Consider the following 25986-nt stretch of genomic DNA (forward strand, 5'->3'; position numbering starts at 1 on the left):
GCCTTCTCTTGTGAGATGTCCAGAGCCGTGCTTTAGGAGTCGCCGAGTCCGATAAACTCGTACGTGGCAAGGGGCTATGGCGCAGTTGGTAGCGCGCCTCCATGGCATGGAGGAGGTCTGGGGTTCGAATCCCCATAGCTCCACCCGGGCAGGCCATCGGATCACTCCGATGGCCTGTTGTGTTTCCGCGGACTTCGCGACGGCGGCGAGACGTTCACGGACGGTGTGGGGGCCGGTCGCGTGCCGGCGGGCGACCCGCTCGTGACGTCCCGGCTGGTCGGCACGTCACTGGATCAGAGCCGGTAGTCGAAGGTGTAGGAATGCCCGCCGTCCGGGCCGATGACGATGGTCATCTCGCCCCGCAGGCCACGCAGCTCGCCCGTCGCCGAGTCCGGGACTACCGAGACGCGCAGCGACTGCTCCCCCTTGTCGCTCACCGCGCTGTGCTGGACGACGAAGCTGCCCGACCGGCCGTCCAGGGTCCCCTCGATGCGTTCGAGCGCCACGTACGAGCGCGAGCTCTCCACCGGCGTGGTCGCCACCATCAGGGTGACGACGCTGGTGCCGGTGAGGTCTCCATGGAAGGTCTTGGTCATGGTGACGAGCCCGAGCGTGACGCCGTCGCGGTCGTCGTAGGGGGGCTTGGCGTCCCAGCCGGCGGTGTCGAAGGATCCCTTTGCAGTCATGGGGTTCATCGTGCCGGGTGTACCTGTCGAATTCCGTCAGGTACCGGCGAGCCGCTCCACCACCGGCGCGAACGCGTCCAGGTACTGGGCGTTCACCGACACGTACGAGACGCCGAGCCGGTCCCTGCGCCGCCGCAGCACGTCGGCCATCTCGCCGGGCGTCCCCTGGAGCACCCCGGTGGCGGTGGCGTCGAGCGAGCCGAGCCAGGCGGGCGGCTCGGCGCCGGCGGCCGCGAGGTTCATGCCGAGCTCGAGGTCGTGGAAGCGGTCGCCGGCGAGCTCGTACAACTCGTCCAGCTTCGCCGCCACCTGGTCCTCCGTGGACTGCGGTGGCACGCCGAGCGCGACCGTGTCGGCCTTGGCCGCGGCGAGCCTGAGCAGCCTGGTGCCGGACGCGGCGATCAGGATCGGCACGTCCTTGACGGCGTCGACGGTCTCCGAGAGCCGCTCGATGCGCTCGCCCGGCGTGCCGAACCGGACGCCGAGCTCGGCGGCGTCCCGTTCGGCGTCCGGCCGGCCGGCGCCCAGGCCCAGCTCGAACCGGCCGCCGGTGAGAGCCTGCAGGGTGGCGGTCTCCCAGGCCATGGCGCGCGGGGTGCGGTTGGCGACGCTCAGCACGTACGTGCCGACGCGCAGCGTGGTCGTGACCGCGGCGGCCGCGGCGCAGGCGGCGAAGGGCGAGAAGGTGCCGAGCGTGTCGGGCACCAGCAGCGTGGCGTAGCCGAGGTCCTCGGCCCGGCGGGCCAGGCCGGCCCAGTCGGGGGCGTGTCCGGCGACCGTGCCGAACCTGAACAGGTGATCGGTCATGCCCCTTACGATCGCCGACGATCGGTCCGATGGCATCGTCCCGCGGGCCGGTGACCGGCTACATCCGGCGATGCAGCCGCCTGCGGCGGACTACTCCCCCAGCAGTATCCGCGTGAAGTCGTTGGTGAACTTGCCCGCTGGGTCCAGCCGCCGCGCCAGCGAGCGGAACCGCTCAGGGGAGGACGGCCACCGGGTGAACAACTTGCCCCAGTGCGGGCGGGGATCGAACGGCGCCAGCGTCTCCTCCACCAGCTCCAGCACCGGCAGCACGCCGGCCAGGTCCTTGACCCAGGTGAAGTGGATGCCCACACTGTCTCGCCCGCGGAAGGGGCTGAGCCACAGGTCGTCCGCGGCGACCGTACGGACCTCCGAGATCTGCAGCACGGGGCGGATCCGGTCCCCGATGGCATAGAGCTCGCGCAGCGCCTTGACCGCGTGCTCCCTCGGCAGGATCAGCTCCGACTGGAGCTCGTCGCCCGCGCCGCTCGGCTCGAAGTCGGGGCGGAAGTGCGGCAGCCGCTCGTGCCACGGTCCCGGCACGCCGAGCTGGAGCGTGCAGCTGTCGGCCGGCATGGTCGGCAGCGGGTGACGCGGGGCGTCCGCGGGGCGGGTGCCGTACCAGTCGGGGCTGGTCAGCTCCTCGGTGCGCTTCAGCCAGACGCGGGTGTCACGCCAGTCGGTGAAGAGGCTGACGCTGTAGCCGCTCGACATGATCTCGTCGAAGTCGGCGAGCCTGTCGGTGGACAGGCCCTCGCGGACGTATTGGCGCACCTTGAAGGCGGGCACGAGGTCGAGGGTCAGCGACGTCACGACGCCGAGCGCGCCCAGCGCCACCACCGCGCCGGGGAAGTCGGCATCGCCGCGCGACAGCGTCAGCACCGAGCCGTCGGCGGTCACGAGGTCGAGGGACGCCACGGCGGCGGCAAGGCTGCGGATCGTGTCGCCGGAGCCGTGCGTGCCGGTCGCGACCGAGCCGGCCACGGAGATGTGCGGCAGGGACGCCATGTTGGCCAGCGCGAAACCGGCCTGGTGCACGATCGGCGCGAGCCGCGCGTATGTCATGCGCGCCGGCACCCGCACCTGGGCCGCCGTACTGTCGATCTCCACCGCGACCGGCATCCGGTCGAGGATCACCAGGTCGCCGGTGGTGTCCGCGACGTCGTTGAACGAGTGGCCGCTCCCCAGCGCCCGCACCTGGGCACTGGCCGAGACGAGTCGCTGGAGCTCGTCGAGCGAGGTCGGGTGGTGGACGTCTCGTGCCCGGAATGCGGTGTTTCCCGCCCAGTTGGTCAGCGTCACGGCTTTACCTTCCCACAGCGCGCACCTTGTCAGCCCGGCCGGGTGCCGCTAGTTTCATGAGCCGCTGACGGAGGTGTGCCGTGCTCTATCTGTCCCAGGCCATCGGCCTGGTCACGCTCGTGCTCTGGCTGTACTGCCTCTTCGACGTGATCACCACGCCCGACACGCTCTGCCGCAACCTGCCCAAGATCGCCTGGGTGGTGATCGTGCTGCTGTTCCCGCTGGTCGGCTCGATCATCTGGCTGGTGGCGGGCCGGCCGCAACGGGCCGAGACGCCCACGCGGCCCAACGCGTTCCCCGAGTACGACCGCCCGGGCCGGTTCGCCCCCACCAACCCGGACGACGACGAGGAGTTCCTGCGCCGCTGCCGCGAACGCGCCGAGGAGCAGCGCAGGAACGCACCCAAGAAACCCGCCGAAGAGGATTAGACGCGGTTAGAGTCCCTGGGCCAGGCGGTAGTACGCCTGGTTCCAGCGCAGCTCCTTGGTGAACCGCTCGGTCGTGGTGTCGGCGTCGATGACCAGCAGCTCCACGCCCAGCATGTCGGCGAGGTCGGTCAGCTCCTCCCGGCCGACGGCCGTGGAGAGCACCGTGTGGTGCGGGGCACCGGCGGTGAGCCACGACTCCGTCGACGTCCGCAGGTTGGGGCGGGGGCTCCACACCGCGCGGGCCACGGGCAGCTTGGGCAGCGGCTGCGGCGGCGCCACGATGTCGATCTCGTTGGCCACCAGGCGGAACCTGTCGCCCATGTCGGCCAGGCCGACCACGATGCCGGGCCCGGGCTCGGCATCGAACACCAGCCGGACCGGGTCCTCCCTGCCGCCGATGCCCAGCGGGTGGATCTCGCACGACGGCGTGCCGGCCGCGATGGACGGGCAGACCTCCAGCATGTGCGCGCCCAGAATGAGCTCCTGGCCGGGCGTGAGGTCGTAGGTGTAGTCCTCCATGAAGGACGTGCCACCGGGGGTCATGGCCTTGAGGGTGCGCAGCAGGACCGAGGTCTTCCAGTCGCCCTCGCCGCCGAAGCCGTAGCCGTCGGCCATGAGCCGCTGCACGGCCAGGCCGGGGAGCTGGCGCAGGCCGCCGAGATCCTCGAAGTTCGTGGTGAACGCCTTGTAGCCGCCGGCCTCGAGGAAGCCGCGCAGGCCCAGCTCGATCCTGGCCGCGTACCGCAGCGACTCGTTGCGCTCGCCGAGCAGCTCGGGGGCGACGGTGTACTGTTCGGCGTACTCCTTGACCAGCGCCGTCACGTCGGCGTCGGAGACCGCGTCCACGACCTCGACCAGGTCGTTGACGCCGTAGGTGTTGACCGAGACGCCGAAGCGCAGCTGTGCCTCGACCTTGTCGCCCTCGGTCACCGCCACGTCGCGCATGTTGTCGCCGAAGCGCACCAGCTTGAGCGTGCGCACCTCGGCAAGGCCGGTCGCGGCGCGTACCCAGGTCAGGATGCGCTCGCCCACCGACGGGTCGGTGACGTGCCCGGCCACGGTCTTGCGCGGCACACCCACGCGGGCCTGGATGTGGCCGAACTCGCGGTCGCCGTGCGCGGCCTGGTTGAGGTTCATGAAGTCCATGTCGATGGAGCTCCACGGCAGCTCCACGTTGGCCTGGGTGTGCAGGTGGAGCAGCGGCTTACGCAGCGCGTCGAGGCCGGCGATCCACATCTTGGCCGGGGAGAACGTGTGCATCCACGTGATCACGCCGGCGCACGAGTCGTCCGCGTTGGCCTCGAGCATGATCCGCCGGATCGCGGCGGCATCCGTGAGCACGGGCTTCCACTCGACGGGGACGGGCAGCTGCTCGGCGATACGCTGCGACTGCTCGGCCACCTGGCGCAGCGTGTCCTCGCCGTACAGTCCCTGGCTGCCGGTCAGAAACCAGATCTTCAACGCGGGCTCCTCTGTCCGTAGACGTTCTGATAGCGGTCGTACAGGCGGTCGATGTCGTCCTGCGCGATGGGCAGGGGGGTGCCGAGCTGGCGGGCCACGTGCACGGTACGCGCCACGTCCTCGCACATCACGGCCGCCTTCACCGCGGCCTTCGGGTCCTTGCCGATGCTGAAGACGCCGTGGTTCTGCATGAGCACGGCCTTTGAGCGGTGGCCCTTGAGCGTCTCGACGATGCCCTGGCCGATGGAGTCGTCCCCGATCAGCGCGAACGGGCCGAGCGGGATCTCGCCGCCGAACTCGTCGGCCATCGCGGTCAGCACGCACGGGATGGGCTCGCCGCGGGCGGCCCAGGCCGAGGCGTACGTCGAGTGGGTGTGCACGACGCCGCCGACGTCGGGCATGTTGCGGTACACGTACGCGTGCGCGGCCGTGTCGCTGGACGGCGCGTGCTCGCCTTCCACCAGGTTGCCGTCAAGGTCGCACACGACCATGTTCTCCGGCGTCAGCTCGTCGTAGGAGACCCCGGACGGCTTGATGACGAACAGGTCTTCGCCGGGGATCCGGCCGGAAACGTTTCCAGCAGTCCAGACGACCAAGTCGTACCGGACCAGCTCGGCATGGAGGTCCGCGACGATCTTTCTCATTGCCTCACTCCGTTCGGCGGCTCGGTCGCCATGTGCCGTCGCCACTCCCTCGCGGCTCATGCTTGTGCCTCGTTCCTGATCGCGCGCAGCGTGTGCAACATCCGTCCGTCACCGAAGAACTCGTGGAGCCTGCGGTACTCCGCGTACAGACGGTCGTAGGCGTCGGCCCGGGCCTCGTCGGGCACGTACGCGGCCTCGGTGCGCTTGCCCATGGCCGCGGCGGCCGCCTCGATGCCCGGGTAGGCGCCGGCGGCGACGGCCGCGTGGATGGCCGAGCCGAGTGCGGGCCCCTGGTCGGAGCCGATGACCGACAGCGGGCGGCGCAGCACGTCGGCGTAGATCTGCATGAGGAAGGGGTTCTTGAGCAGGCCGCCGGCCACGACGAACTCCTCGACGGGCACGCCGGACTTCTCGAACGTCTCCACGATCATGCGGGCGCCGTACGCCGTGGACTCGATGAGCGCCCGGTAGACGTCCTCGGGCTTGGTGGCCAGGGTCTGGCCGACGATCACCCCGGAGAGGTTGTGGTCCACCAGCACCGAGCGGTTGCCGCCGAACCAGTCCAGCGCGACGAGGCCGTGCTGGCCGACGGCCTGCTTCTCGGCCAGCGCGGTGAGATGGTCGTGTCCTTCGGTGCCGAAGTTGTCCACGTACCAGGCGAAGATGTCGCCCACCGCGGACTGTCCGGCCTCGTAGCCCCACAGTCCGGGCACGATGCCGTCCTTGACGACGCCGCACATGCCGGGGACCTCGGCGAGCTGGTCGCTGGGCATCACGTGGCAGGTCGAGGTGCCCATGATGGCCACCATCTGGCCGGGGCGCACGGCGTCGGCGGCGGCGTTGGTGACGTGGGCGTCCACGTTGCCCACGGCCACGGAGACGCCCTCGGGCAGACCCGTCCACGCGGCCGCCTGAGCGGTCAGGCGGCCGGCGAGCCCGCCGAGCGGGGCGACCGTGACGCCGTTGACGTCCTCGCCCACCCGGCCGGTGGCGAGCTTGCCGACGAATCCGGCGAAGCCGGGGTTGAGCTCGGCGAGGAAATCCTCCGACGGGTAGCTCCCGTCCTGGAAGACGCCCTTGTAGCCGACGGTGCAGATGTTGCGGCTCTCGACGCCGGTGAGCTGCCAGATGATCCAGTCGGCGGCCTCGATCCAGCGCTCGGCCCTGGCGTAGACGTCCGGGGCCTCTTCCAGCAGCTGCAGGCCCTTTGCGAACTCCCACTCGGAGGAGATCTTGCCGCCGTAGCGCGGCAGCCAGCTCTCGCCGCGGCGCGCGGCCAGCTCGTTGATCCGGTCCGCGTGCGGCTGCGCGGCGTGGTGCTTCCAGAGCTTCGGCCAGGCGTGCGGCAGCTCGGGCGTCTCGAAGCACAGAGGCGTGCCTTCGGCCGTGGTCGGCAGCACGGTGCAGGCGGTGAAGTCGGTGCCGATGCCGATGACCTGCTCGGGCTCGACGCCGGCGGCGGCGATGGCCGCGGGCACGGCGATCTTGAGCACGTCGATCCAGTCCTGCGGCGACTGCAGCGCCCAGTCCGGGCCCAGCTTCACGCCGGAGTCCGGGAGCGTCTGCTCGATGACGCGGTGGGTGTACTCGTGGACGGCGCTGCCCAGCTCGGCGCCGTCGCTCACGCGGACGACGACGGCACGCCCGGAGAGCGTGCCGAAGTCGACTCCGACCACGTAATTGTTAGCGTTCACATTGAACTCCAGTGGGGGTTTCCGGGGGCATGCCAATCATCTACCTAGCAGGGGCTGTACTCGACCTCACCACGAAGCTGGGCCTCACGACCAGTCGCTCGAACGCGGTGGGTCCCACGTCGATCTGCCGCAGCAGCACCTCGATGCAGTGCCTGCCCACCACGTCGAAGTCCTGCCTGACGGTCGTCAGCGGCGGCGAGAAGAACTCGGACTCGGGGATGTCGTCGAAGCCGACCACGCTGATCTGCTCCGGGACCGGCACGCCCAGCTCGCCTAGCGCACGCAGCACGCCGAGCGCCATCTGGTCGTTGGCCGCGAAGACGGCGGTGACGCCGTCCATCGCGGCCAGGCTCTTCCCCGCCTCGTAACCGGAGCGCGGGCTCCAGTCGCCGGCCAGCGGCTCGGGCACCGGCCTGTCCGCCTCCTCCAGGGCGGCGCGCCAGCCCTGAAGCCTGCCCTCGCTCTCCAGCCACTCCGGCGGGCCGCTGATGTGCCAGACCGTCTCATGGCCCTGCTCCAGCAGGTGGCGGGTGGCGAGCTTGGCGCCCTCGACCTGGTCGATGCAGACCACCGACACGTCGGCCCGGTGCGTCGTGCCCTCGGCCGCCACCACCGGCATGCCGGCCGGCAGGCTCTCCAGGGCGGAAGACGCCGAGTACTGCGGCGCGACCACCACGACCCCGTCCACGCCCTGCTCGGTGAGGTAGTCGACGGCGTCGCGCACGCTGTGGGTGTCGATCGTCTTCAGGCTCACGATGCTGACGAAGTAGCCCGCGGTCCTGGCCGCCTGCTCGATGCCGTAGATCGTGCTGGCCGGACCGTACAGCGTGGTGTCGAAGCTGACCACGCCGAGCGTCCGCGACCGCTTGGTGACCAGGGCGCGGGCGACCAGGTTGCGCCGGTAGCCCAGCCGGGTGATCGCCTCCTCCACCCTGGCCCTGGTGTCGGGCCGCACGTTCGGATGGTCGTTGAGGACTCGGGAGACCGTCTGATGCGACACGCCTGCCTCCCTGGCCACATCGGCCATGACCGGGAGGCGGCGTTTGGGGGTGGTCACGGTCTCTCCTTTCGCGGGCTCAGAGGATCTTACTCAGCGCGAAGCGCCTGCCCTGCGCTTGGTCCACACATCGAACGCGACCGCCGCCAGGAGCACGGCGCCCTTGACGAGCATGACCTGCTCGCTCGGGGACCCGATGAGGGACATGCCGTTGTTGATGACCGCCATGATCAGGCCGCCGGTGATCGCGCCGACCACCTTGCCGACGCCGCCCTGGACGGCCGCGCCGCCGATGAAGGCCGCGGCGATGGCGTCCAGCTCGAAGCTGTTACCTGCGGTGGGACCCGCCTGGTTGAGCCGGCCGGCGAAGATGACGCCGGCGATCGCCGACAACACGCCCATGTTCACGAAGATCCAGAAGACCACCGACTTGACCTTCACGCCGGACATGACGGCCGCCTGGAGGTTGCCGCCGATGGCGTAGATCTGCCGGCCGAAGACCGTGCGGTTGGCCATCAGCGAGTACGCCAGCACCAGCACCGCCAGCAGCACCAGCACCCACGGCAGGTTCTTGAAGCGGGCCAGCTGCACGACGAGGAAGAGGATCAGCGCGGCCCCGGCCGCCATCTTCAGCACGAACAGCGCCATCGGCTCGACCGACTGGCCGTAGCCCTTGCGGGCGCCCCGGGTGCGCCACTGCGAGGCCACCATGCCGGCGATCGCGATCAGGCCGATGAGGAGGCTGAACAGGTCGGCGCCGCCGAGCGGGCCGAGCCCGATGTTGCCGAGGTAGCCGTTGGTGAAGCCGTTGGCCAGCGTGCGGACCTGGTCGGGGAACGGGCCGATGCCCTGGTTGCCGAGCACGGTGAGGGTCAGCGCCCGGAACAGCAGCATGCCGGCCAGCGTCACGATGAACGCCGGGATGCCGAAGTACGCGATCCAGTACCCCTGCCAGGCCCCGATCAGCCCACCGGCCACCAGCGTGATGAGCAGCGCCAGCGGCCACGGCATGCCCACGTTGACCATGAGCACGGCGGCCAGCGCCCCGGTGACCGCGACCACCGAGCCGACCGACAGGTCGATGTGCCCGGCGATGATGATCAGGATCATCCCGATCGCGAGGATCAGGACGTAGGAGTTCTGGACGATGATGTTGGAGATGTTCTGCGGCTGGAGCAGCGCGCCGTCGGTCAGCACCGAGAACAGCGCGATGATCAGCGCGAAGGCGATGTAGATACCGCTCGAACGCAGGTTCAGCGACAGTCCGCCGAGCGACACCCGTCCCGGCTGCCGTGGCGCTCCCCCGTCGCCCTTGGCGCCGACCTGCACGTCGGCGGGCGTGATGCTACTCATCTTTCCTGTCCCTTGGTCATCAAGTACATGAGGTGTTCCTGCGTGGCCTCCTGGCGCGGCACCTCTCCGGTGATCCGCCCTTCGGAGAGGGTGTAGATGCGGTCGCAGAGGCCCAGCAGCTCAGGCAGCTCAGAAGAGATCACCAGCACGGCCTTGCCCTCGTCGGCCAGGCGGTTGATGATCGTGTAGATCTCGTACTTGGCGCCGACGTCGATGCCCCGGGTCGGCTCGTCGAGAATGAGCACGTCGGGCTCGGTCAGGATCCACTTGGAGAGCACGACCTTCTGCTGGTTGCCGCCGCTCAGCTTGCCGACGACGCTGTTGACGCTGGGCGCCTTGATGTTCATGCTCCGGTGGAACTCTTCGGCGACCCGGTACTCCTCGTTCTCGTTGACCCAGCCGCGGCTGGCCAGGCCCTTGAGCCCGGCGGCGCTCACGTTGCGCTTGATGTCCTCGATGAGGTTGAGCCCGTACCTCTTGCGGTCCTCGGTGGCGTAGGCGATGCCGTGCTTGATCGCGTCCTGCACGTTGCGGATCTCGATCGGGCGGCCGTCCTTGAAGATCTTGCCGGAGATGTGCACGCCGTACGTGCGGCCGAACACGCTCATCGCCAGCTCGGTGCGCCCGGCGCCCATGAGGCCGGCCAGGCCCACGATCTCGCCGCGGCGCAGCGTGAGCGAGGCCCCGTCGACCACCTTCCTGCCGGGCTGGCTGGGGCTGTAGACCGTCCAGTCCTCGATCCGCAGCGCCTCGTCGCCGATCGTGGACTCGTGCGGCGGGAAGCGGTTGTCGAGGGCACGGCCGACCATGCCGGAGATGATGCGGTCCTCGGTCACCTGGTCCGTCGCCATGTCCAGCGTCTCGATGGTCCGCCCGTCGCGGATGATCGTGACGGCGTCGGCGATCGCGATGACCTCGTTGAGCTTGTGGGAGATGATCACGCAGGTGATGCCCTCGTCCCGCAGGCCGCGCAGCAGACCCAGCAGGTGGGCGGAGTCGTCGTCGTTGAGCGCGGCGGTCGGCTCGTCGAGGATGAGGAGCTTGACCTCCTTCGACAGCGCCTTGGCGATCTCGACGAGTTGCTGCTTGCCCACGCCGATGTCGGAGATCGGCGTCGTCGGGTTCTCGCGCAGGCCGACCCGCTTCATGAGCTCGCCGGCCTCGTAGTTGGTGCGGTTCCAGTCGATGACGCCACGCTTGGCGCGCTCGTTGCCGAGGAAGATGTTCTCAGCGATCGACAACTGCGGGCTGAGGGCCAGCTCCTGGTGGATGATGACGATGCCGGCGTGCTCGCTGTCGCGGATGCCGCGGAACTCGCACCGCTTGCCCTCGAAGGTGATCTCGCCTTCGTACTCGCCGTGCGGGTAGACCCCGGACAGCACCTTCATCAGCGTCGACTTGCCGGCGCCGTTCTCGCCGCAGATCGCGTGGATCTCGCCCCGCCGGACGGACAGGTTGACGTCCTGCAGCGCCTTCACGCCAGGGAACGTCTTGGTGATCCCGCTCATCCGCAAGATGTGCTCGGTCATTTATGCCCCTCACTCAGAGCAGCCCCGGGGACGCTCAGGCGTCCCCGGGGCGAAGGCCCTTACTTGAGCTGGTCCTCGGTGTAGTAGTTGCCGCCGATGATGACTTCCTTGTAGTTGTCCTTGTCGACGATCACCGGGTCGAGCAGGTACGACGGGACGACCTTGTTGCCGTTGTCGTAGTCCTTCTCGTTGTTGACCTCGGGCTTCTGACCCTTCAGCACGGAGTCGGCCATCTTCACGGTCTGCTCGGCGAGCTTGCGGGTGTCCTTGAAGATGGTGGAGTACTGCTCATCGGTGATGATCGACTTGACCGACTGGAGCTCGGCGTCCTGGCCGGTCACGATCGGGTACGGCTTGCCGTAGCCGGAGCTCTTCAGCGCCGACAGGATGCCGATGGACAGGCCGTCATACGGGGAGAGCACGCCGTCGACCTTGGTGCCGCCGGTGTAGGTCTTGGTGAGGATGTCCTCCATGCGCTTCTGCGCCGTGGCGGGGTCCCACCGCAGGATGGCGGCCTGCTTGAAGTCGGTCTGGCCACTCTTGATCACGAGCGTGCCGTCGTCGATCTTCGGCTTGAGCACCGACATGGCGCCGTTCCAGAAGAACGTGGCGTTGTTGTCGTCGGGCGAGCCGCCGAACAGCTCGACGTTGAACGGGCCCTTCTTGCCGTCCTCGACGCCCAGGCCCTTCAGGAGGGACGTGGCCTGCTGCACGCCGACCTTGAAGTTGTCGAACGTGGCGTAGTAGTCGACGTTGGGGCTGTTGCGGATGAGCCGGTCGTAGGCGATGACCGGAATCTTGTTGTCCGCGGCCTGCTGCAGCTGCGAGGTGATCGCAGTGCCGTCGATCGAGGCGATGATCAGGAGCTTGGCGCCCTTGGTGATCTGGTTCTCGATCTGGTTGGCCTGGGTGGGGATGTCGTTCTCGGCGTACTGGAGGTCGACCTTGTAGCCCAGCTTCTCCAGCTGCTGCTTGACGTTGTCGCCGTCGTGGATCCAGCGCTCCGAGGACTTCGTCGGCATGGTGACGCCGATCAGCGCGCCCGCGTTGCCGGCCGACGCCGAGGTGGAGGCCTCGGCGTCAACGGTCTTCTGGCTGGAGCCACAGGCCGTCATGGTCGCGGCGAGCGCGATGGCGGACACCACGCCCCCGATTCGTCCCAACCTCATGTATGCATCTCCTTGCGATGGGGGTCGCGGCAGCGCTGGACGCGGCGGCTGCCGATGAAACAGCGATCTTGATCACAGAACATGACAAATCAGCACAAAGTTCGCGTTTCGTTTCCGCCGATTGTTATCGCTAACAAAGCGTATGTCAACGGTCGACCATAACCTCACGGAAACTTTCCCGTAACGCCTCCCCGCAGGTCAGCGTCTTGACCGAGCCGAGAACAGACGCTGCAACAAGATGAAGACGAAGAGCAACAATCCAATGAAGATCTTCGTCCACCACGAGCTGAGCGTGCCCTCGAAACTGATGATCGTCTGGATCAGGCCCAGGACGAGCACTCCGAGCACGGTGCCGAGCAGGAAACCGCTGCCCCCGGTGAGGAGAGTACCTCCGATGACGACCGCCGCGATCACGTCCAGCTCCATGCCCACGGCGTGCAGGCCGTAGCCGGAGAGCATGTAGAACGACAGCAGCACCCCGCCGAGCGCCGAGCAGAACCCGCTGATCGTGTAGACGGTGATCTTCGTCCGCCCCACGGGCAGGCCCATCAGCAGCGCCGACTGCTCGCTGCCGCCGGTGGCGTACACGGACCTGCCGAACCGCGTGTAGCGCAGCACGTACGCCGCCACGGCCACGACCACCAGCGCGATGATCACGCTCGGTGAGATCCACATGTCCGCGAACAGGTCGATCCGCGTCTGGGCGAAGGCCGTGAACGTGGGGTCCTCGATCGGGATCGAGTCCGTTCCGATCGTGTAACACAGCCCGCGCGCCAGGAACATGCCCGCCAGCGTCACGATGAACGGCTGGATGTCGAAGGCGTGCACGATGTACCCCATCACCAGCCCGAGCCCGGACCCGATGGCCAGCACGAGCGGCACCACCAGGTACGGCGGCCACCCCGGGCCCGCCATCAGACTCGCCGAGATCATCGTGGACAGCGCCACGACCGACCCCACCGACAGGTCGATGCCCCCGGTGAGGATCACGAACGTCATCCCGACCGCCATCACCAGCAGGAAGGCGTTGTCGATGAAGACGTTGAGAATGATCTGCCCGGTGGCGAAGCCCTCGTAGCGGATGCCGCCCACCATGAACATGGCGACGAACAGGCACCCGGTCACCAGGACGGGGAGGTACTTGGCCGGTATCGAAGCCCGGCCGAGCGTGAGCGTGGTCATGCGGTCACTCGCACCTTCTCCTCGGGTGCCGGGCTGGGCGGTGCGGTGCGCCCGCGCCGGCCGAACGCCTTCGCACGGAAGGACGGGGACTGAATGAGGCAGACGGCCGTCACGACCAGCGCCTTGAACAGCAGCGTGGTCTCCGGCGGCACGCCGATCGAGTAAATGGTCGTGGTCAGCGTCTGGATGATCAGCGCGCCCAGTACGGTGCCGCTGAGTGAGAACCGGCCGCCGGAGAGCGACGTGCCGCCGATCACGACGGCCAGGATGGCGTCCAGTTCGATCCACAGGCCGGCGTTGTTGCCGTCGGCGCTGGAGACGTTCGAGCTGATCATCAAGCCGGCGACGCCCGCGCACAGGGCGGCGAAGGCGTACACCATGATGACGATCCCGCGCGCCCGGATCCCCGCGAGCCTGCTGGCCTCGGCGTTCCCGCCGACGGACTCCAGCAGCATGCCCAGCGCCAGCCGCCGGGTCAGGAACGCGGTGATCGCCAGCACGGCGATCACGATGAGGATGCCGAACGGCACGGTCAGCCAGTAACCCCCGCCGATCACCTTGTACGCCGGGCTGTTGATCGTGATGATCTGCCCGCCGGTGATGAGCTGGGCCAGGCCGCGCCCGGCCACCATGAGGATGAGCGTGGCGATGATCGGCTGGATGCCGACGGCGGCGACCAGGAACCCGTTCCATGCCCCCAGCACCACGCAGAGCACGAGCGCCGACACCACGGCCGTGAACACACTCGTGTCCTGGCTGATCTGCAGGCACGCCAGCGCGCCCGAGATCGCCACCACCGAGCCGACCGACAGGTCGATGCCGCCGGTGGCGATGACCAGGGTCATGCCGAGCGAGACCAGGATCAGCGGCGCGCCGAAGCGCAGGATGTCGATCAGGCTGCCGTACAGGTGGCCGTCCTTGACCTCGATCGAGAAGAAGCTGGGCGTGAAGAACACGTTCAGCGCCAGCAGCAGCACGAGGACCACGACCGGCCACAGCAGGCGTCTCATGAGGCTCGCCCTCCGCTCGCGTCCACATTGCTCGCTTCGCTCGCGTTCATCTGGCTCGCTCCGCTCGCGATGGTCTCCATCAGCACGTCCGTCGTCAGGGAGTCGTCGTTGGGCAGCTCCGCCACCAGCCGCCGGTCGCGCAGGACCCCGACCTTGTGGCTGAGCCGCAGCACCTCCTCTAGCTCGGCGGAGATGAACAGCACCGCCATGCCGCCGTCGGACAGCTCCGCCACGAGCCGCTGGATCTCGGTCTTGGCCCCCACGTCGATGCCCCGGGTGGGCTCGTCGAGGATGAGCAGCCTGGGCTCGAGGATGAGCCACCTGGCCAGCAGGACCTTCTGCTGGTTGCCGCCGCTGAGATTGCGGACGAGGTGCTCGGGGTTGGGCGGGCTGATCTTCAGTGCCTTGATGTACTTGCCGACCAGCTCGTCCTGCTGCTCGCGGGGCACCGGCCTGGTCCAGCCCCGCGTGGCCTGGAGTGCCAGGATGATGTTCTCGCGGACGGTGAGGTCGGGGATGAGTCCGTCGGCCTTGCGGTTCTCCGAGCAGAACGCGATTTTGTGGCCCATGGCGGCGCGTGGCGTGCGCAACGACGTCACTGACCCGCTGACGACGATCTCGCCGCTGCCGGCGTGGTCGGCGCCGAACAGCAGCCGGGCGATCTCCGTACGACCGGAGCCGAGCAGCCCGGCCAGGCCGACGACCTCGCCTTCATGGATGGTCATCGAGAACGGCTCGATCGCGCCGGTGCGGCCCAGCTCGCGGGCCTCGATCAGGGGGCGGTCGAAGACCTTGGCCTCGCCGTGCAGCCGCTCCAGCGCGGCCAGCTCCTGGCCGATCATCTTGGCGACCAGCTGGACCTGGCTCAGCTCGCGGGTGAGGTACTCGCCGACGAGTGTGCCGTTGCGAAGAATCGTCATACGGTCCGAAATTTCGTAGATCTGGTCGAGAAAGTGGGAGACGAAGAGGATGGCGATGCCTTCCTCCTTCAGCCGCCTCATCACCCTGAACAGCTGCTCGACCTCACCCGCGTCCAGGCTGGACGTGGGCTCGTCCAGGATCAGCACCCGGGCCTCGACGTCGATCGCCCGCGCGATGGCCACCATCTGCTGGATGGCCAGCGAGTACGTCGACAGCGGCGCGGACACGTCCAGGCTCAGCTCCAGCCGCGACAGCAGCTTTTTCGCCCTGGCCCGCATGCGCTTCCAGTCGATGCGCCCGAACCGGCGCGGCTCGCGGCCGATGAAGATGTTCTCGGCCACGGAGAGGTTCGTGCAGAGGTTGACCTCCTGGTAGACCGTGCTGATGCCGGCCTGCTGCGCCTCCAGGGGGCTGCCGAACGCGACCGGCGCGCCGCCCAGCTCGATGGTGCCCGCGTCGGCGGGGTAAACGCCGGTGAGCACCTTGATCAGGGTGGACTTGCCCGCGCCGTTCTCTCCCATGAGCGCGTGCACCTCGCCGGGCAGCAGCCGCAGATCCACGCCGTCCAGGGCCTTCACCCCGGGGAACTGTTTGCCGATCCCGCCCATCGTCAGGACCGGCGCGGGAACTGCCATGTCGCCCCTTTCTGTGTTGATGGCCTCACTCCGTGAGGCCGGCTCGGTCGCCACGCGCCGCCCGCACTCCGGCTGAGTCCTTTGACAGGGACCCAGCGAAGTGCGGGGGTATCGGTGGTCTCGCCGCTCTCTCCTCCCGCACCACCGCACCCCGGCCGGCGTCCGCTTCCCGAGGACCCCGGCCGCAGTGCGGCGATCGGCCTGGTCAGGCGATCAGTACTGGCGGGTGGAGAGGACCTGCTTGGCCTGCTCCTGGGTGAACGTGGTCTCCTCGGTCACCACGCGGGGCGGCACCTGCTCGCCCTTGACGACCTTCTTGGCCAGGTCCATCAGCTGCGGGCCGAGCAGCGGGGAGCACTCGACGATGTAGTTGATCTTCCCGTCGGCGAGCGCCTGCATGCCGTCCTTGACGGCGTCCACCGTGATGATCTTGATGTCCTTGCCGGGCACCTTGCCCGCGCCCTCGATGGCCTCGATGGCGCCCAGACCCATGTCGTCGTTGTGCGCGTAGAGCACGTCGATGTCCGGCTGCGCCTTCAGGAAGGCCTCCATGACCTCCTTGCCCTTGGCGCGGGTGAAGTCACCGGTCTGCGAGGCGACGATCTTGAACTTCGACTCCGCCGCGATGACCTCGGCGAACCCGGCCTTGCGGTCGTTGGCCGGGGCCGAGCCCGTCGTGCCCTGCAGTTCGACGATGTTCACCGGGTCGGTGGAGTCCTTGTACTCCTCCACCAACCACTGACCGGCCTTCTTGCCTTCCTCCACGAAGTCCGAGCCCAGGAAGGTCTTGTAGAGGGAGGTGTCCTTGGAGTCCACGGCGCGGTCGGTCAGGATGACCGGGATCTTCGCGTTCTGCGCCTCCTTGAGCACCGTGTCCCAGCCGGACTCCACCACCGGCGAGAAGGCGATGATGTCCACCTTCTGCTGGATGTAGGAGCGAATGGCCTTGATCTGGTTCTCCTGCTTCTGCTGGGCGTCGGAGAACTTGAGCTCGATGCCCGCCTTCTTGGCCGCGTCCTGCACGGACTTGGTGTTCGCGGTACGCCAGCCGCTCTCCGCGCCGACCTGCGAGAAGCCCATGGTGATCGTGCTGTCGCCGCCACCGCTGGTGCCGGCTGTGGTGCTGCCGCCACCGCCACAGGCCGCCACCGACATCGCGGCGAGCCCGACGACCACCAACGCCGAGATCCTCTTGAACACTTGGGGGGTTTCCCTTCTGGTGTGAACGCTAACATCCGGAGACCGGACGCCGGCGCCTGCTGCCTTCAAGTACGACTCAGACCCGGGCCGTGCTGACCCGGGGGACGAACGTCGGCGGCACCACGAGCCGCTGCCGCTCCTCCAGCCCGCCTTCGAGCTGCCGTACGAGCACCTCGATGCTGTGTCTTCCCACCGCGTCGAAGTCCTGTCTGATGGTCGTGAGCGGCGGCGAGAAGTACGCCGACTCGGGGATGTCGTCGAAGCCGACGACGCTCACCTGGCCGGGCACTCTCACCCCCTGCTCGGTGAACGCCCGCAGCACTCCGAGCGCCATCTGATCGTTGGCGACGAAGACCGCGGTGACGTTCTTCATGCGCGCCAGGCTGCGACCCGCCTCGTATCCCGAGCGCGGACTCCAGTCCCCGGCGAGCGGTTGCGGGGCCTCGCGGCCCGCCTGCTCCAGCGCGGCCCGCCACCCGGCCACGCGACCCTCGGCCTCCAGCCAGTCGGAGGGGCCGCTGACATGCCAGACCGTCTCGTGGCCCAGCGACAGCAGGTGCTCGGTGGCGAGCCTGCCGCCCGCGATCTGGTCCACGCAGACCACCGACACCTCCCCCGCCTGGCCGCCTTCGACGGCGACGGTGGGGATGCCGAGCGGCAGGTCGGCCAGGGCCTGGGCGGCCGAGCGCTGCGGCGCGACCACCACGACCCCGTCCACTCCCTGGTCGGCCAGGTAGTCGAGGGCGTCGCGGACGCCGCCCTTGTCGATGGACTTGAGGCTGACGATGCTGACGAAGTAGCCGGCCGACCTGGCCGCCTGCTCGATGCCGTACACCGTGCTGGCCGGGCCGTACAGCGTGGTGTCGAAACTGACCACGCCGAGCGTCCTCGACCGTTTCGTGACCAGGGCGCGGGCGACGAGGTTACGGCGGTAGCCGAGCTTGTCGATCGCTTCGAGCACCCGGGTGCGGGTCTCGCTACGCACGTTCGGGTGATCGTTGAGCACGCGCGAGACCGTCTGATGCGACACCCCGGCTTCCTTGGCCACGTCGGCCATCACCGGCAGGCGACGCCCCAGGGTAGGTCCCACTGCCATACTCCTTTCCTGGCTTGGCCACGACTGTGAACGTTAACAACGGGTCTCGTCAAGAGGTCGCCGGATTACGGTCGGGTTACGCGAGCTCTCTCCCCGAGCTCCGCTCGGCGAGCCGAGATGGATGTCCTCGCTTCGCCGGGAGATCCATCTCGGCGGCCACTTGACGTGCCCACATGGCAGTCCTTAACTTGTCGCGCATCGCAGTTGTTAACGCTCACTAAATTGTTAGCGCTAACAAGACCTCAGGAGCCCCCCACTCATGATGCGCATCGCCTTATCCGCGCTGCTCATGGCAGGCCTGCTGGCGCCGCCGCCGGCCGCCGCGCTGGCGGAGCCCATCCCGGAAGGCGCGGTCGTCGACCAGTTCGACGGCACCACGCTGGGTGCGGACTGGACGGTCCTGTCGCCCGACGACTCGCGCTGGTCGGTGTCCGCGAGCACGCTCCATGTGGACACCCTGACCGGCGACACCCATCAGGGCACGAAAAACGCCAGGAACCTCTTCCTCGTCGACGTCCCCGCAGGCGACTTCGAGGTGGTCACCAAGCTCAGCGCGCCGGTCACGCTCGACTACCAGAGCGCGGGCCTGCTGGCCTGGCAGGACTGGGACAACTACGTACGCGCCGGGCTGGCCCACGTCGGTTTCGCCGGCGGCCCGGTGATCGAGACCGCCACCGAGGCCGGAGCCGCGTTCACCTCGAACTTCGCGGCCCGGCCCGGCTCGTCGGCCGAGATCATCAAGCTGGCGCGGACCGGGGACGAGTGGGCCTCGCTCGGGCACCCCAAGCCGTTCGGCCTTGACTACATCGGGCTGGGGAACGAGGAGATCTACCCCGAGTTCTTCACGAACTACCCGAAGTTCGCGGACGCCGTCAGGGCCAAGTACCCGGACATCAAGATCATCAGTAACTCGGGGCAGACGTCGGGAGGCGCCTGGTTCGACCGGATGTGGCAGTTCGCCCGCGACCAGAAGGCCGACCTGGTCGACGAGCACTACTACAACAACCCCGCCTGGTTCCTCGCCAACAACCACCGGTACGACTCCTATGACCGCAACGGGCCGAAGGTGTTCGTGGGCGAGTACGCCTCGCGGGGCAACACGTTCCACAACGCGCTGTCGGAGGCGTCGTACATGACGGGCAACTCCGACGTGGTCGAGATGGCCTCGTACGCGCCGTTGCTGGCCAACGTGGACTACGTGGACTGGACGCCCGACCTCATCTGGTTCGACAACGACCAGGCGTACGGCTCGCCCAGCTACTACGTGCAGCGGCTGTTCTCCACGAACGTCGGCGACCGGGTGGTGCCGAGCACCTTCGAGGCCGAGGCCAGGCCGGTGGAGGACATCAAGGGCGCGGTGGGCCTCGGGGCCTGGCGAGGTGGTGTCCAGGGACGGCGACACGGTGACGCTCAAGGTCGTCAACGCCCAGGACACGGCTGTCCGCAGCACCGTTGACCTCGGCGGGCTCCGGGTCCGTCCCACGGCCAAGGTCACATCGCTGACCGGGACGCCATCGGACATGAACTCGATCGCGGAACCGGAGCGGGTGGCGCCGGTGGAGTGGCGGGCGAACGGCTTCTCGTCGTCCTTCACCTACGACTTCCCGGCCCACTCGGTGACGTTCGTGACGCTCACGGAACGGTGACGCGGGGGCGCCGTCCGGTCGGACGGCGCCGCCCGCGGCTACATGATCACCCGGTAGTGGGTGGTCATGCGGCCGTCGTCGTCGAAGACGTGGAAGGCGATCGACGGAGGCACGTCGTAGTCGGCGCAGGTGTCCGTGGACGTGCCTCCTTCCTCCCACGGCAACTTCAGTGTCGAGATGACCCCCGGCCCGACCAGCAGCGGACGTCCGGCGAAGGTGGTGGCCGCCGCCGTGTGGGCGTGACCGACCAGGACGGCGGCCACGTTCGGGTGCCGGGCGAGCAACGACTCCAGGGCTTCGTGCCGATGCAACCTGATGGCGTCGACGATCGGGCTGTGCAACACGACCGGCGGATGGTGGAAGGCCACGAACACCGGCAGCTCGCGCTCCCCTTCCAGCACGCCCTCGAGCCAGGCGAGCGTCTCGTCGTCCAGATGCCCCGGGTTCTGGCGGGGCGGGATGGAGGAGTCGCACATCGCGTAGACCGCCTTGGAGCTGCGGTAGACCTGGTTGATCGGCCTGCCGCCGGGATCGGACGCGCCGAGCAGCACCCGGCGGAACTCCTCCCGCACGTCGTGATTCCCCGGCCCGACCAGGACGGGATGCCGTGAGGTGAGCAGTTTGCGGGCCTCCTCGTACTCCTCCGCGACCCCGTGATCGGCGATGTCGCCGGTGACGAGGACGACGTCGAGATCGCCGGGCACCGCGTCGAGATAGCGCATCACGGCGTTGGCACGGTCGACGCTGCCAGGGGTGGCGCCGATGTGGATGTCGCTCAGATGGGCGATCACGATCATGACTGGAGGTCCTTCCCTTGGAGCGAGCTCCCCTACCGTACGACGAATGACCGGACCAACCGTAAGATCCGCTTCCCTGCGGAAAGGTTGGGCCAGTCCCGGAGTGGACGTGCATCTGGAGCTCTCCCGCGCTGGAGACCCTGGCGGAACTCGGCGGACCGGACGGTCGTTCTTCTCTATGAGCACCGAAGGAGGGACATGGGCTGGCACTACAACAAGTCCATCAAGGTAGGACCGTTCCGGATCAACCTGTCGAGACACGGAGTCGGCCACAGTTTCGGCAACCGGCGTTTCCACGTGACGGCCACCCCCGACGGCCGCCGGCACGTGTCCCTGCGCCTGCCCGGGGGCTTCCACGTCGGTAAGACGTTCGGCAAGCGCAAGTACTACCGGCATTACTAAACCCGATATATCGCGCTTTGTCGGGGTAGCTGAAGGTTCTCGCGATCTCACACGAGGAGTGAATGCGATGGGCTGGGGCTACCGAAAGTCGATCAAGCTCGGGCCGTTCCGTCTGAACCTCTCCCGCGGCGGTGTGGGGCACAGCTGGGGTAACCGGCTGTTCCGGGTGACGCGGACGGCGGACGGCCGCCGTACGCTGTCGGTCAACCTGCCCGGCGGCTTCCACTGGCGCAAGACCCTCGGCGGTCGTCACTGACCGCTCCAAATAGAAACGGGCCGGAGGTGAGAACCTCCGGCCCGTCCCCTTTGGATCCGCCGCGAGCGTGCCGCTCTGGCCGATGAAAGTGCTCATTCGGTGAGCACTTTGGCTGGAAGAATCGCCGTATCAGGAACCGGAGAAGGGAACCGACATGCTGCGGGGCTTCGCGACGCTCAACTTCTACGCGGCCGACTTCGAGGCGGCCAAGAACTGGTATGCCGAGCTGCTCGGCATCGAGCCGTACTACCAGGTCCCGGGCGCCTACGCCGAGTTCCGCCTCGGCGACTACCAGCACGAGCTCGGCCTGATCAACAGCCGCTTCGCCCCCGGGGGCGCGACGTCCGGGCCCGCGGGTTCGATCATGTACTGGCACGTGGACGACCTGCAGGCCGCGTTCGACCGGCTGCTCAGCATGGGGGCCCAGGAGTACCAGCCCATCACCGAGCAGGGTGAGGGCAAGGGGTTCATCACCGCGTCCGTAGTGGATCCGTTCGGCAACATCCTCGGCATCATGCGGAACCCGCACTACCTCGAGGTGCTGACCCGCACGCGGCCGGTCTGACATCCTTGACCCGTGTCGCACCCGCACATCCTGCTCACCGCTCCTCCCCGCACCGGCAAGACCACGGTGATCCGCCGCCTGGCCGAGCTGCTGCGGGAGGCGGGCGTGCCGGTGCGCGGGTTCGTCAGCGACGAGATACGCGAGCACGGCCACCGGGTCGGCTTCACGATCGAGGAGTTCGACGGGGAGAAGGCGGTCATGGCCCACGTCTCGTGGGTGTCCGGGCCGCGGGTCGGGCAGTACGGCGTCAACGTGCTCGAGTTCGAACGCATCGCGCTGCCCGCCATGGAGCGTGCGCTGACCACGAAGGGCGCGGTCGCGCTCATCGACGAGATCGGGCCGATGGAGCTGCTGTCACCCGCGTTCATGCCCCGGTGCGTCACGCTCTTCGCCGCCGACGTCCCCGTCGTGGCCACCATCCACCAGCGCAGCCGGCCGGCCTTGAAGTCGCGTGTCGACGCGGAGCTGATCACCGTCACCGCGCAGAACCGCGACGAGCTGCCCCGCACGCTCAGCCGCCTGCTGTCGGCCTAGCCAGTGCCTACGACACCGCCGGGACGGCTGATCCTGCTGTGCGGACTGCCCGGCTCGGGGAAGACCACGCTGGCCCGGCGACTGGCCGCCGAACTCCCCGCGGTCCGTCTCTGCCCCGACGAATGGTTGTTCCACCTCGGCCTCGGCCTCTTTGACGAGCCGGCCCGCGACCGGCTGGAGAAGCAACTCTGGCGGCACGCGCAGGACCTGCTGCGACTCGGCCAGACCGTGATCCTGGAGTACGGCTTCTGGTCGCGTGCGGAACGCGAGGCGATGCGGCTCGGCGCGCGTGCTCTGGGCGCGGCCGTCCAGCTGCGTTACCTCGCGGTGCCGCTGGAGGAGCTGCATCGCCGCCTGGAGAGCCGCAACGCGGCCGGTGACTGGGGCACGGCGCCGATCACCCGCGAGATGCTCGACCACTACGCGACGATCTTCGAGCCTCCGATGCCCGAGGAGCTGGCCCGGTACGACGCTTAGGGTCCTTTCTCGCCGGAGCATGTCCGATCTCGATGCGGAGGTCCGGACCCTGACGCGGAGGGTCGGGGCCGCGCTGCCGCCCTCGGGCTTCGATCAGGCGTGCGCCTGACGTCACTCCCGGGCACCGAGTGCCTCGGTCGGGTGTACCCGGAGGGCGAACCTGGCCGGGATGACGGTGGCGATCAGGGCCAACGCCGCCGGTGCGGCGATCACCGCGAGGTAGGTGAGCGGCGGCAGGTACGGCGCGGCCGACCCGGTCATCCCGACGCTGAACGCCGTCACCGTCACCAGCGAGATCCCCGTCCCGATCACCACCGCCACCACGGTCGCGACCAGCGTCTCCGTGCGCAACATCCGCAGGATCTGCCGTCGCGTGGCGCCGACCAGGCGCAGCAGGGCGAGCTCCCGTGACCTGGCCGAAGTGGACATGGCCAGCGTGTTGACCACGGCGATGGCGCAGAAGGCGATGATCAGGCCCATCGCGACATAGTTCACCGCGGCGTTGGACGTGCCGATCTCGCCCGCCTCGGCCTGGGCGCGGACGGTCACGCCGGGCAGCGCGCGCTCCAGCGCCGCGCGGTCGCCACCGGAGACCAGCACGGTGCCGCGGGGGTCGTCCACGTGTGCCGCGACCAGTTGGTGCGAGAGCGTGAGGTCGCCGAAGCCGAGACCGCGGGTGTAGATGGCCGCGACCTTCACCACGGCGGGCGTGCCGTCGCCGAGGGCCAGCTCGATCTGGTCGCCCACGCCGGCGTCCAGACGCTCGGCGGCGGTCCGGCTGAGCGCGGCCGACGTGGTGCCGAACCCGGCCAGCGAGCCCGCGGTCACGTCCAGGTCCATGGTCCGGTCCAGCCCGTCGGGCGTGACCGCCTGCACGCTGAACTTCTCGAGGCCGATCCGCGCCGTGGTGCGCAGCACCTCCGTGGCCGCCCGGACACCCGGCACCTCGCGAACGCCCGCGGCGGACGCGCCGGGGCCGAGCACGTAGTCGGCCTTGAGGCCGGCGTTCACCTCGTTCTGGCCGGCGTGCCCCATGGTGGTCTGGACGAACAGGATCGTGCACGTCATCGCGGTCATCAGGGCGAGCGGCGTGATCACCGAGGCCAGCCGCCTGGTGCCGGCGCGCAGGTTCTTCAGCGCCAGGTATCCGCCGGCGCCCGCGGCTCGCGGCGGCACCGCGGCGGCCACCCGCGCGATCGCCGGGCCCAGCAGGGCCACCGCGATCGTCCAGACCAGCGCGGTGAGCATGGTGACGGGGCTCGCGGCCGCCTCTGTGGAAAGGGAGGAGAGCACGATCGTGAGCACCACGCCGCCCGCGAGGACGACCACGCCCGCGACCGTCCGCGCCCACGGCAGCCTGGAGCCGGGCAGCGCCGCCTCGCCCAGCGCCTCGACCGGCCTGATCCTGGTGATCCGGCGGGCGGAGACGCGGGCCGCCGTCCACGCGGCCACCAAGGTGACGGCGACCGAGGCGAGCGCCGGGAACGGGCTGACGACCAGAGGCAGGTTCGCCGGCATGGCGCCCAGCGCGACGAATCTGGCCTGCAACCAGAAGCCCACCAGCATCCCCGCGACTGAGCCGAGCAGCCCGGCGGCCACGCTGACCAGCAGCGCCTCACCGCCGATGAGCTTTCTGACCTGCCTGGGCGTGGCGGCGACCGCCCGCAGCATGGCGAGCTCGCGCTGCCGCTGCTGAAGGGAAAGGGCGAACGTGCCCACCACCACGAGGATCGCCACCAGCAGCGAGGTGCCACCGAGTGCGCCGCCGAGGCTGATCAGCTTGACCCTGGCGCTCTCCGCGTCGAGGAACTCCAGCGCGCCGCGCTCGTCGCCGGTGTAGGCGAGCGCGCCCTTGACGGTGACGTCCACCTGGGGGAAAACCCCGATCGCCGTGACCAGGCCGGCGTGCCCGGCCAGGCGGCGGGCCTCGCGGGTGGTGAAGAAGATCGTGTCCTGGCTGGGCAGCGCCTGCGCGGTGACGCCGACCACCCGGTAGCCGGGGATCTTCGCCGTCGCGTTTCTGGCGTCCACGACCACCTCGCCGGCCGCGTTCGGTGCCCGGCCGCCGGCCAGCGTGAACGGGGTGAGCTGGGCCGATTCCCAGCCGTGTGCGGTGAAGCCGGCAAAGGGGAAGGTGACCTCGGTCACGACCTTGGTGACGCCGGGGATCCGGCTGACCTCCTCGGCGATCGAGGCGGGGATCCACCTGCGCTCGGAGACCGGCTTGGCCTTGGACTTCCCGCCGGCCTTCGTCTGCCTGACGAACTGGTCGCCTGCGACGATCACCGGCGTGCCCGCGTACCGCTCGGGCGCCACCGAGCCGCGCAAGCCCGTCTCCAGCAACATCCCGCACGCCGTCACCAGCGCGGCCGCGAACAGCAGGGCCACGAACGCGCCGGCGAAGCCCGCCCTGCGGTGCCTGAGCGTCCTCAACGCGATGGAGATCATCACTTCCACGCCCCGAGCCTGGTCATCCGCTCGGCCACCTTCTCGGCGGCGGGCGTGCTCATCGAGTCCACGATCCTGCCGTCCGCCAGGAACAGCGCGGTGTCGGCGTACGAGGCGGCCACCGGGTCGTGGGTGACCATCACCACGGTCTGGCCGAGCGTGGAGACGACCTCGCGCAGCAGGACCAGCACCTCACGCGCGGTCATGGTGTCGAGGGCGCCCGTCGGCTCGTCGCCGAACACCACCTCCGGCCTGGTCACCAACGCCCTGGCCAGCGCCACCCGCTGCTGCTGACCGCCGGACAACTGGGCGGGCCGATGTCCGGTGCGCCCTTCGAGCCCCACCCGGCGCACGATCTCCGCCAGCCAGGCCCGGTCCACCTTCGCACCCGCCAGGCAGAGCGGCAGCGTGATGTTCTCGATCACGGTCAGCGAGGAGACCAGGTTGAACGCCTGGAACACGAATCCGACGCGCTGCCTGCGCAGCTCGGTCAGCGCGGTCTCGTTCATGCCCGTCAGCTCGGTGCCGCCCAGCCGCACCGATCCCGAGCTGGGCAGGTCGAGACCGGCCGCGCAATGCAGGAACGTGCTCTTGCCCGAGCCCGACGGGCCCATGACCGCGGCGAAGGTCCCTCTCTCGATGCCCAGCGACACCTCACGCAGGGCCGCCACCGCGCTCTGGCCCTTGCCGTACACCTTGCTCGCCGCGTTCAACCGCACCGCTTCTGTCATGCGGACAAGCCTGCTGATC

26 protein-coding genes and 1 tRNA gene are annotated in these 25986 nt (G+C 68.8%); 9 read left to right on the plus strand and 18 right to left on the minus strand.

Annotated features, from left to right (window positions below; translation table 11 throughout):
* The first annotated feature begins 70 nt into the window (after positions 1 to 70).
* Positions 71 to 143, plus strand: a tRNA-Ala gene (locus ETD86_RS15330).
* 150 nt (positions 144 to 293) lie between these two features.
* On the opposite strand, the gene ETD86_RS15335 is transcribed toward ETD86_RS15330, so the two are convergent.
* The 3 genes from ETD86_RS15335 to ETD86_RS15345 all read right to left on the minus strand — a co-directional run bounded on the left by ETD86_RS15335 (position 294) and on the right by ETD86_RS15345 (position 2792).
* Positions 294 to 686 carry a DUF3224 domain-containing protein gene (locus ETD86_RS15335; RefSeq protein ID WP_246147922.1) on the minus strand — a complete coding sequence of 131 codons (393 nt, stop codon included), beginning with the start codon at positions 684 to 686 and terminating at the stop codon, positions 294 to 296.
* Positions 687 to 722: 36 nt separating this feature from the next.
* Positions 723 to 1493 carry an LLM class flavin-dependent oxidoreductase gene (locus ETD86_RS15340; RefSeq protein ID WP_138666823.1) on the minus strand — a complete coding sequence of 257 codons (771 nt, stop codon included), beginning with the start codon at positions 1491 to 1493 and terminating at the stop codon, positions 723 to 725.
* Positions 1494 to 1583: 90 nt separating this feature from the next.
* Positions 1584 to 2792 carry an FAD-binding protein gene (locus ETD86_RS15345; protein ID WP_138666824.1) on the minus strand — a complete coding sequence of 403 codons (1209 nt, stop codon included), beginning with the start codon at positions 2790 to 2792 and terminating at the stop codon, positions 1584 to 1586.
* 80 nt (positions 2793 to 2872) lie between these two features.
* Between ETD86_RS15345 and ETD86_RS15350 the strand changes: the two genes are divergently transcribed.
* Positions 2873 to 3220 carry a PLD nuclease N-terminal domain-containing protein gene (locus ETD86_RS15350; RefSeq protein WP_138666825.1) on the plus strand — a complete coding sequence of 116 codons (348 nt, stop codon included), beginning with the start codon at positions 2873 to 2875 and terminating at the stop codon, positions 3218 to 3220.
* A gap of 6 nt (positions 3221 to 3226) precedes the next feature.
* Here the strand turns inward: ETD86_RS15350 and araA are convergent, their stop codons facing one another.
* The 12 genes from araA to ETD86_RS15410 form a co-directional block, all read right to left on the minus strand.
* Complete coding sequence (araA, locus tag ETD86_RS15355; protein ID WP_138666826.1) at positions 3227 to 4681, minus strand: L-arabinose isomerase; 1455 nt, start codon at positions 4679 to 4681, stop codon at positions 3227 to 3229.
* The gene (locus ETD86_RS15360; RefSeq protein ID WP_425465636.1) at positions 4678 to 5385 is read right to left on the minus strand and encodes an L-ribulose-5-phosphate 4-epimerase; all 708 of its coding nucleotides are present in this window, start codon (positions 5383 to 5385) and stop codon (positions 4678 to 4680) included. Before ETD86_RS15360 ends, araA begins: the two co-directional genes overlap by 4 nt.
* On the minus strand, positions 5382 to 7001 hold the full coding sequence (araB, locus tag ETD86_RS15365; RefSeq protein ID WP_211370052.1) for a ribulokinase: 1620 nt from the start codon (positions 6999 to 7001) through the stop codon (positions 5382 to 5384). The genes ETD86_RS15360 and araB overlap by 4 nt, the downstream gene beginning before the upstream one ends.
* Positions 7002 to 7059: 58 nt before the next feature.
* Positions 7060 to 8076 carry a LacI family DNA-binding transcriptional regulator gene (locus ETD86_RS15370; protein WP_425465637.1) on the minus strand — a complete coding sequence of 339 codons (1017 nt, stop codon included), beginning with the start codon at positions 8074 to 8076 and terminating at the stop codon, positions 7060 to 7062.
* 33 nt (positions 8077 to 8109) lie between these two features.
* Positions 8110 to 9369, minus strand: a complete 1260-nt coding sequence (mmsB, locus tag ETD86_RS15375) for a multiple monosaccharide ABC transporter permease (RefSeq protein ID WP_211370049.1) — start codon at positions 9367 to 9369, stop codon at positions 8110 to 8112.
* Positions 9366 to 10898 carry a multiple monosaccharide ABC transporter ATP-binding protein gene (gene mmsA / locus ETD86_RS15380; protein ID WP_138666829.1) on the minus strand — a complete coding sequence of 511 codons (1533 nt, stop codon included), beginning with the start codon at positions 10896 to 10898 and terminating at the stop codon, positions 9366 to 9368. Before mmsA ends, mmsB begins: the two co-directional genes overlap by 4 nt.
* Before the next feature lie 59 nt (positions 10899 to 10957).
* On the minus strand, positions 10958 to 12067 hold the full coding sequence (gene chvE / locus ETD86_RS15385; RefSeq protein ID WP_138666830.1) for a multiple monosaccharide ABC transporter substrate-binding protein: 1110 nt from the start codon (positions 12065 to 12067) through the stop codon (positions 10958 to 10960).
* A 198-nt stretch (positions 12068 to 12265) separates the two neighbouring features.
* On the minus strand, positions 12266 to 13249 hold the full coding sequence (gene yjfF, locus ETD86_RS15390) for a galactofuranose ABC transporter, permease protein YjfF (RefSeq protein WP_138666831.1): 984 nt from the start codon (positions 13247 to 13249) through the stop codon (positions 12266 to 12268).
* Positions 13246 to 14259, minus strand: a complete 1014-nt coding sequence (locus tag ETD86_RS15395) for an ABC transporter permease (RefSeq protein WP_138666832.1) — start codon at positions 14257 to 14259, stop codon at positions 13246 to 13248. Before ETD86_RS15395 ends, yjfF begins: the two co-directional genes overlap by 4 nt.
* Positions 14256 to 15815, minus strand: coding sequence for a sugar ABC transporter ATP-binding protein (locus ETD86_RS15400; RefSeq protein WP_138666833.1), 1560 nt, complete (start codon positions 15813 to 15815; stop codon positions 14256 to 14258). Before ETD86_RS15400 ends, ETD86_RS15395 begins: the two co-directional genes overlap by 4 nt.
* A 213-nt stretch (positions 15816 to 16028) precedes the next feature.
* A complete protein-coding gene (locus tag ETD86_RS15405; protein ID WP_211370050.1) occupies positions 16029 to 17015 on the minus strand; it encodes an ABC transporter substrate-binding protein in 987 nt (328 codons plus the stop codon).
* A gap of 76 nt (positions 17016 to 17091) precedes the next feature.
* Entirely contained in the window at positions 17092 to 18072 is a 981-nt protein-coding gene (locus ETD86_RS15410) for a LacI family DNA-binding transcriptional regulator (protein ID WP_138666858.1), read from the minus strand.
* A gap of 298 nt (positions 18073 to 18370) precedes the next feature.
* Here ETD86_RS15410 and ETD86_RS15415 point away from each other — a divergent pair, with 298 nt between their 5' ends.
* On the plus strand, positions 18371 to 19567 hold the full coding sequence (locus tag ETD86_RS15415) for an alpha-L-arabinofuranosidase C-terminal domain-containing protein (RefSeq protein WP_138666834.1): 1197 nt from the start codon (positions 18371 to 18373) through the stop codon (positions 19565 to 19567).
* Positions 19515 to 19757 carry an alpha-L-arabinofuranosidase C-terminal domain-containing protein gene (locus tag ETD86_RS59105; protein WP_281286912.1) on the plus strand — a complete coding sequence of 81 codons (243 nt, stop codon included), beginning with the start codon at positions 19515 to 19517 and terminating at the stop codon, positions 19755 to 19757. The genes ETD86_RS15415 and ETD86_RS59105 overlap by 53 nt, the downstream gene beginning before the upstream one ends.
* 38 nt (positions 19758 to 19795) lie before the next feature.
* Here the strand turns inward: ETD86_RS59105 and ETD86_RS15425 are convergent, their stop codons facing one another.
* Positions 19796 to 20554: a metallophosphoesterase gene (locus ETD86_RS15425; protein ID WP_138666836.1), complete on the minus strand. Its 759-nt coding sequence runs from the start codon at positions 20552 to 20554 to the stop codon at positions 19796 to 19798.
* A gap of 198 nt (positions 20555 to 20752) precedes the next feature.
* Here ETD86_RS15425 and ETD86_RS15430 point away from each other — a divergent pair, with 198 nt between their 5' ends.
* From ETD86_RS15430 to ETD86_RS15450, 5 genes are all read left to right on the plus strand, one after another.
* Complete coding sequence (locus ETD86_RS15430; protein WP_138666837.1) at positions 20753 to 20956, plus strand: DUF4236 domain-containing protein; 204 nt, start codon at positions 20753 to 20755, stop codon at positions 20954 to 20956.
* Positions 20957 to 21023: 67 nt separating this feature from the next.
* Positions 21024 to 21212, plus strand: a complete 189-nt coding sequence (locus ETD86_RS15435; RefSeq protein WP_138666838.1) for a DUF4236 domain-containing protein — start codon at positions 21024 to 21026, stop codon at positions 21210 to 21212.
* 154 nt (positions 21213 to 21366) lie between these two features.
* On the plus strand, positions 21367 to 21777 hold the full coding sequence (locus ETD86_RS15440; RefSeq protein ID WP_138666839.1) for a VOC family protein: 411 nt from the start codon (positions 21367 to 21369) through the stop codon (positions 21775 to 21777).
* Positions 21778 to 21789: 12 nt separating this feature from the next.
* Positions 21790 to 22311, plus strand: coding sequence for a nucleoside-triphosphatase (locus ETD86_RS15445; protein ID WP_211370051.1), 522 nt, complete (start codon positions 21790 to 21792; stop codon positions 22309 to 22311).
* A gap of 3 nt (positions 22312 to 22314) precedes the next feature.
* Entirely contained in the window at positions 22315 to 22788 is a 474-nt protein-coding gene (locus ETD86_RS15450; RefSeq protein ID WP_138666840.1) for a P-loop nucleotide/nucleoside kinase family protein, read from the plus strand.
* A 111-nt stretch (positions 22789 to 22899) separates the two neighbouring features.
* Here ETD86_RS15450 and ETD86_RS15455 read toward each other — a convergent pair whose 3' ends face one another.
* Together ETD86_RS15455 and ETD86_RS15460 are read right to left on the minus strand one after the other, a co-directional pair.
* Complete coding sequence (locus ETD86_RS15455; RefSeq protein ID WP_211370055.1) at positions 22900 to 25236, minus strand: ABC transporter permease; 2337 nt, start codon at positions 25234 to 25236, stop codon at positions 22900 to 22902.
* Positions 25236 to 25967 (minus strand): ABC transporter ATP-binding protein, encoded by a 732-nt coding sequence (locus ETD86_RS15460; RefSeq protein WP_138666842.1) that lies wholly within the window; start codon positions 25965 to 25967, stop codon positions 25236 to 25238. The genes ETD86_RS15455 and ETD86_RS15460 overlap by 1 nt, the downstream gene beginning before the upstream one ends.
* Between the last annotated feature and the right edge of the window lie 19 nt (positions 25968 to 25986).

Origin of the sequence: Nonomuraea turkmeniaca (assembly GCF_005889735.1) — a bacterium.
In the GTDB taxonomy this organism is placed as follows: domain Bacteria; phylum Actinomycetota; class Actinomycetes; order Streptosporangiales; family Streptosporangiaceae; genus Nonomuraea; species Nonomuraea turkmeniaca.

What these genes read in the sequence shown, in the direction of transcription:
- ETD86_RS15430 (WP_138666837.1), top strand. Translation starts at nt 20,753, where the DNA reads ATGGGCTGGCACTACAACAAGTCCATCAAGGTAGGACCGTTCCGGATC.
- ETD86_RS15360 (WP_425465636.1), bottom strand. Translation starts at nt 5,385, where the DNA reads ATGAGCCGCGAGGGAGTGGCGACGGCACATGGCGACCGAGCCGCCGAA.
- ETD86_RS15410 (WP_138666858.1), bottom strand. Translation starts at nt 18,072, where the DNA reads ATGGCCGACGTGGCCAAGGAAGCCGGGGTGTCGCATCAGACGGTCTCG.
- ETD86_RS15435 (WP_138666838.1), top strand. Translation starts at nt 21,024, where the DNA reads ATGGGCTGGGGCTACCGAAAGTCGATCAAGCTCGGGCCGTTCCGTCTG.
- ETD86_RS15335 (WP_246147922.1), bottom strand. Translation starts at nt 686, where the DNA reads ATGACTGCAAAGGGATCCTTCGACACCGCCGGCTGGGACGCCAAGCCC.
- ETD86_RS15460 (WP_138666842.1), bottom strand. Translation starts at nt 25,967, where the DNA reads ATGACAGAAGCGGTGCGGTTGAACGCGGCGAGCAAGGTGTACGGCAAG.
- mmsA (WP_138666829.1), bottom strand. Translation starts at nt 10,898, where the DNA reads ATGACCGAGCACATCTTGCGGATGAGCGGGATCACCAAGACGTTCCCT.
- ETD86_RS15400 (WP_138666833.1), bottom strand. Translation starts at nt 15,815, where the DNA reads ATGGCAGTTCCCGCGCCGGTCCTGACGATGGGCGGGATCGGCAAACAG.
- ETD86_RS15425 (WP_138666836.1), bottom strand. Translation starts at nt 20,554, where the DNA reads ATGATCGTGATCGCCCATCTGAGCGACATCCACATCGGCGCCACCCCT.
- ETD86_RS15395 (WP_138666832.1), bottom strand. Translation starts at nt 14,259, where the DNA reads ATGAGACGCCTGCTGTGGCCGGTCGTGGTCCTCGTGCTGCTGCTGGCG.
- chvE (WP_138666830.1), bottom strand. Translation starts at nt 12,067, where the DNA reads ATGAGGTTGGGACGAATCGGGGGCGTGGTGTCCGCCATCGCGCTCGCC.
- ETD86_RS15440 (WP_138666839.1), top strand. Translation starts at nt 21,367, where the DNA reads ATGCTGCGGGGCTTCGCGACGCTCAACTTCTACGCGGCCGACTTCGAG.
- ETD86_RS15455 (WP_211370055.1), bottom strand. Translation starts at nt 25,236, where the DNA reads ATGATCTCCATCGCGTTGAGGACGCTCAGGCACCGCAGGGCGGGCTTC.
- ETD86_RS15340 (WP_138666823.1), bottom strand. Translation starts at nt 1,493, where the DNA reads ATGACCGATCACCTGTTCAGGTTCGGCACGGTCGCCGGACACGCCCCC.
- ETD86_RS15415 (WP_138666834.1), top strand. Translation starts at nt 18,371, where the DNA reads ATGATGCGCATCGCCTTATCCGCGCTGCTCATGGCAGGCCTGCTGGCG.
- yjfF (WP_138666831.1), bottom strand. Translation starts at nt 13,249, where the DNA reads ATGACCACGCTCACGCTCGGCCGGGCTTCGATACCGGCCAAGTACCTC.
- mmsB (WP_211370049.1), bottom strand. Translation starts at nt 9,369, where the DNA reads ATGAGTAGCATCACGCCCGCCGACGTGCAGGTCGGCGCCAAGGGCGAC.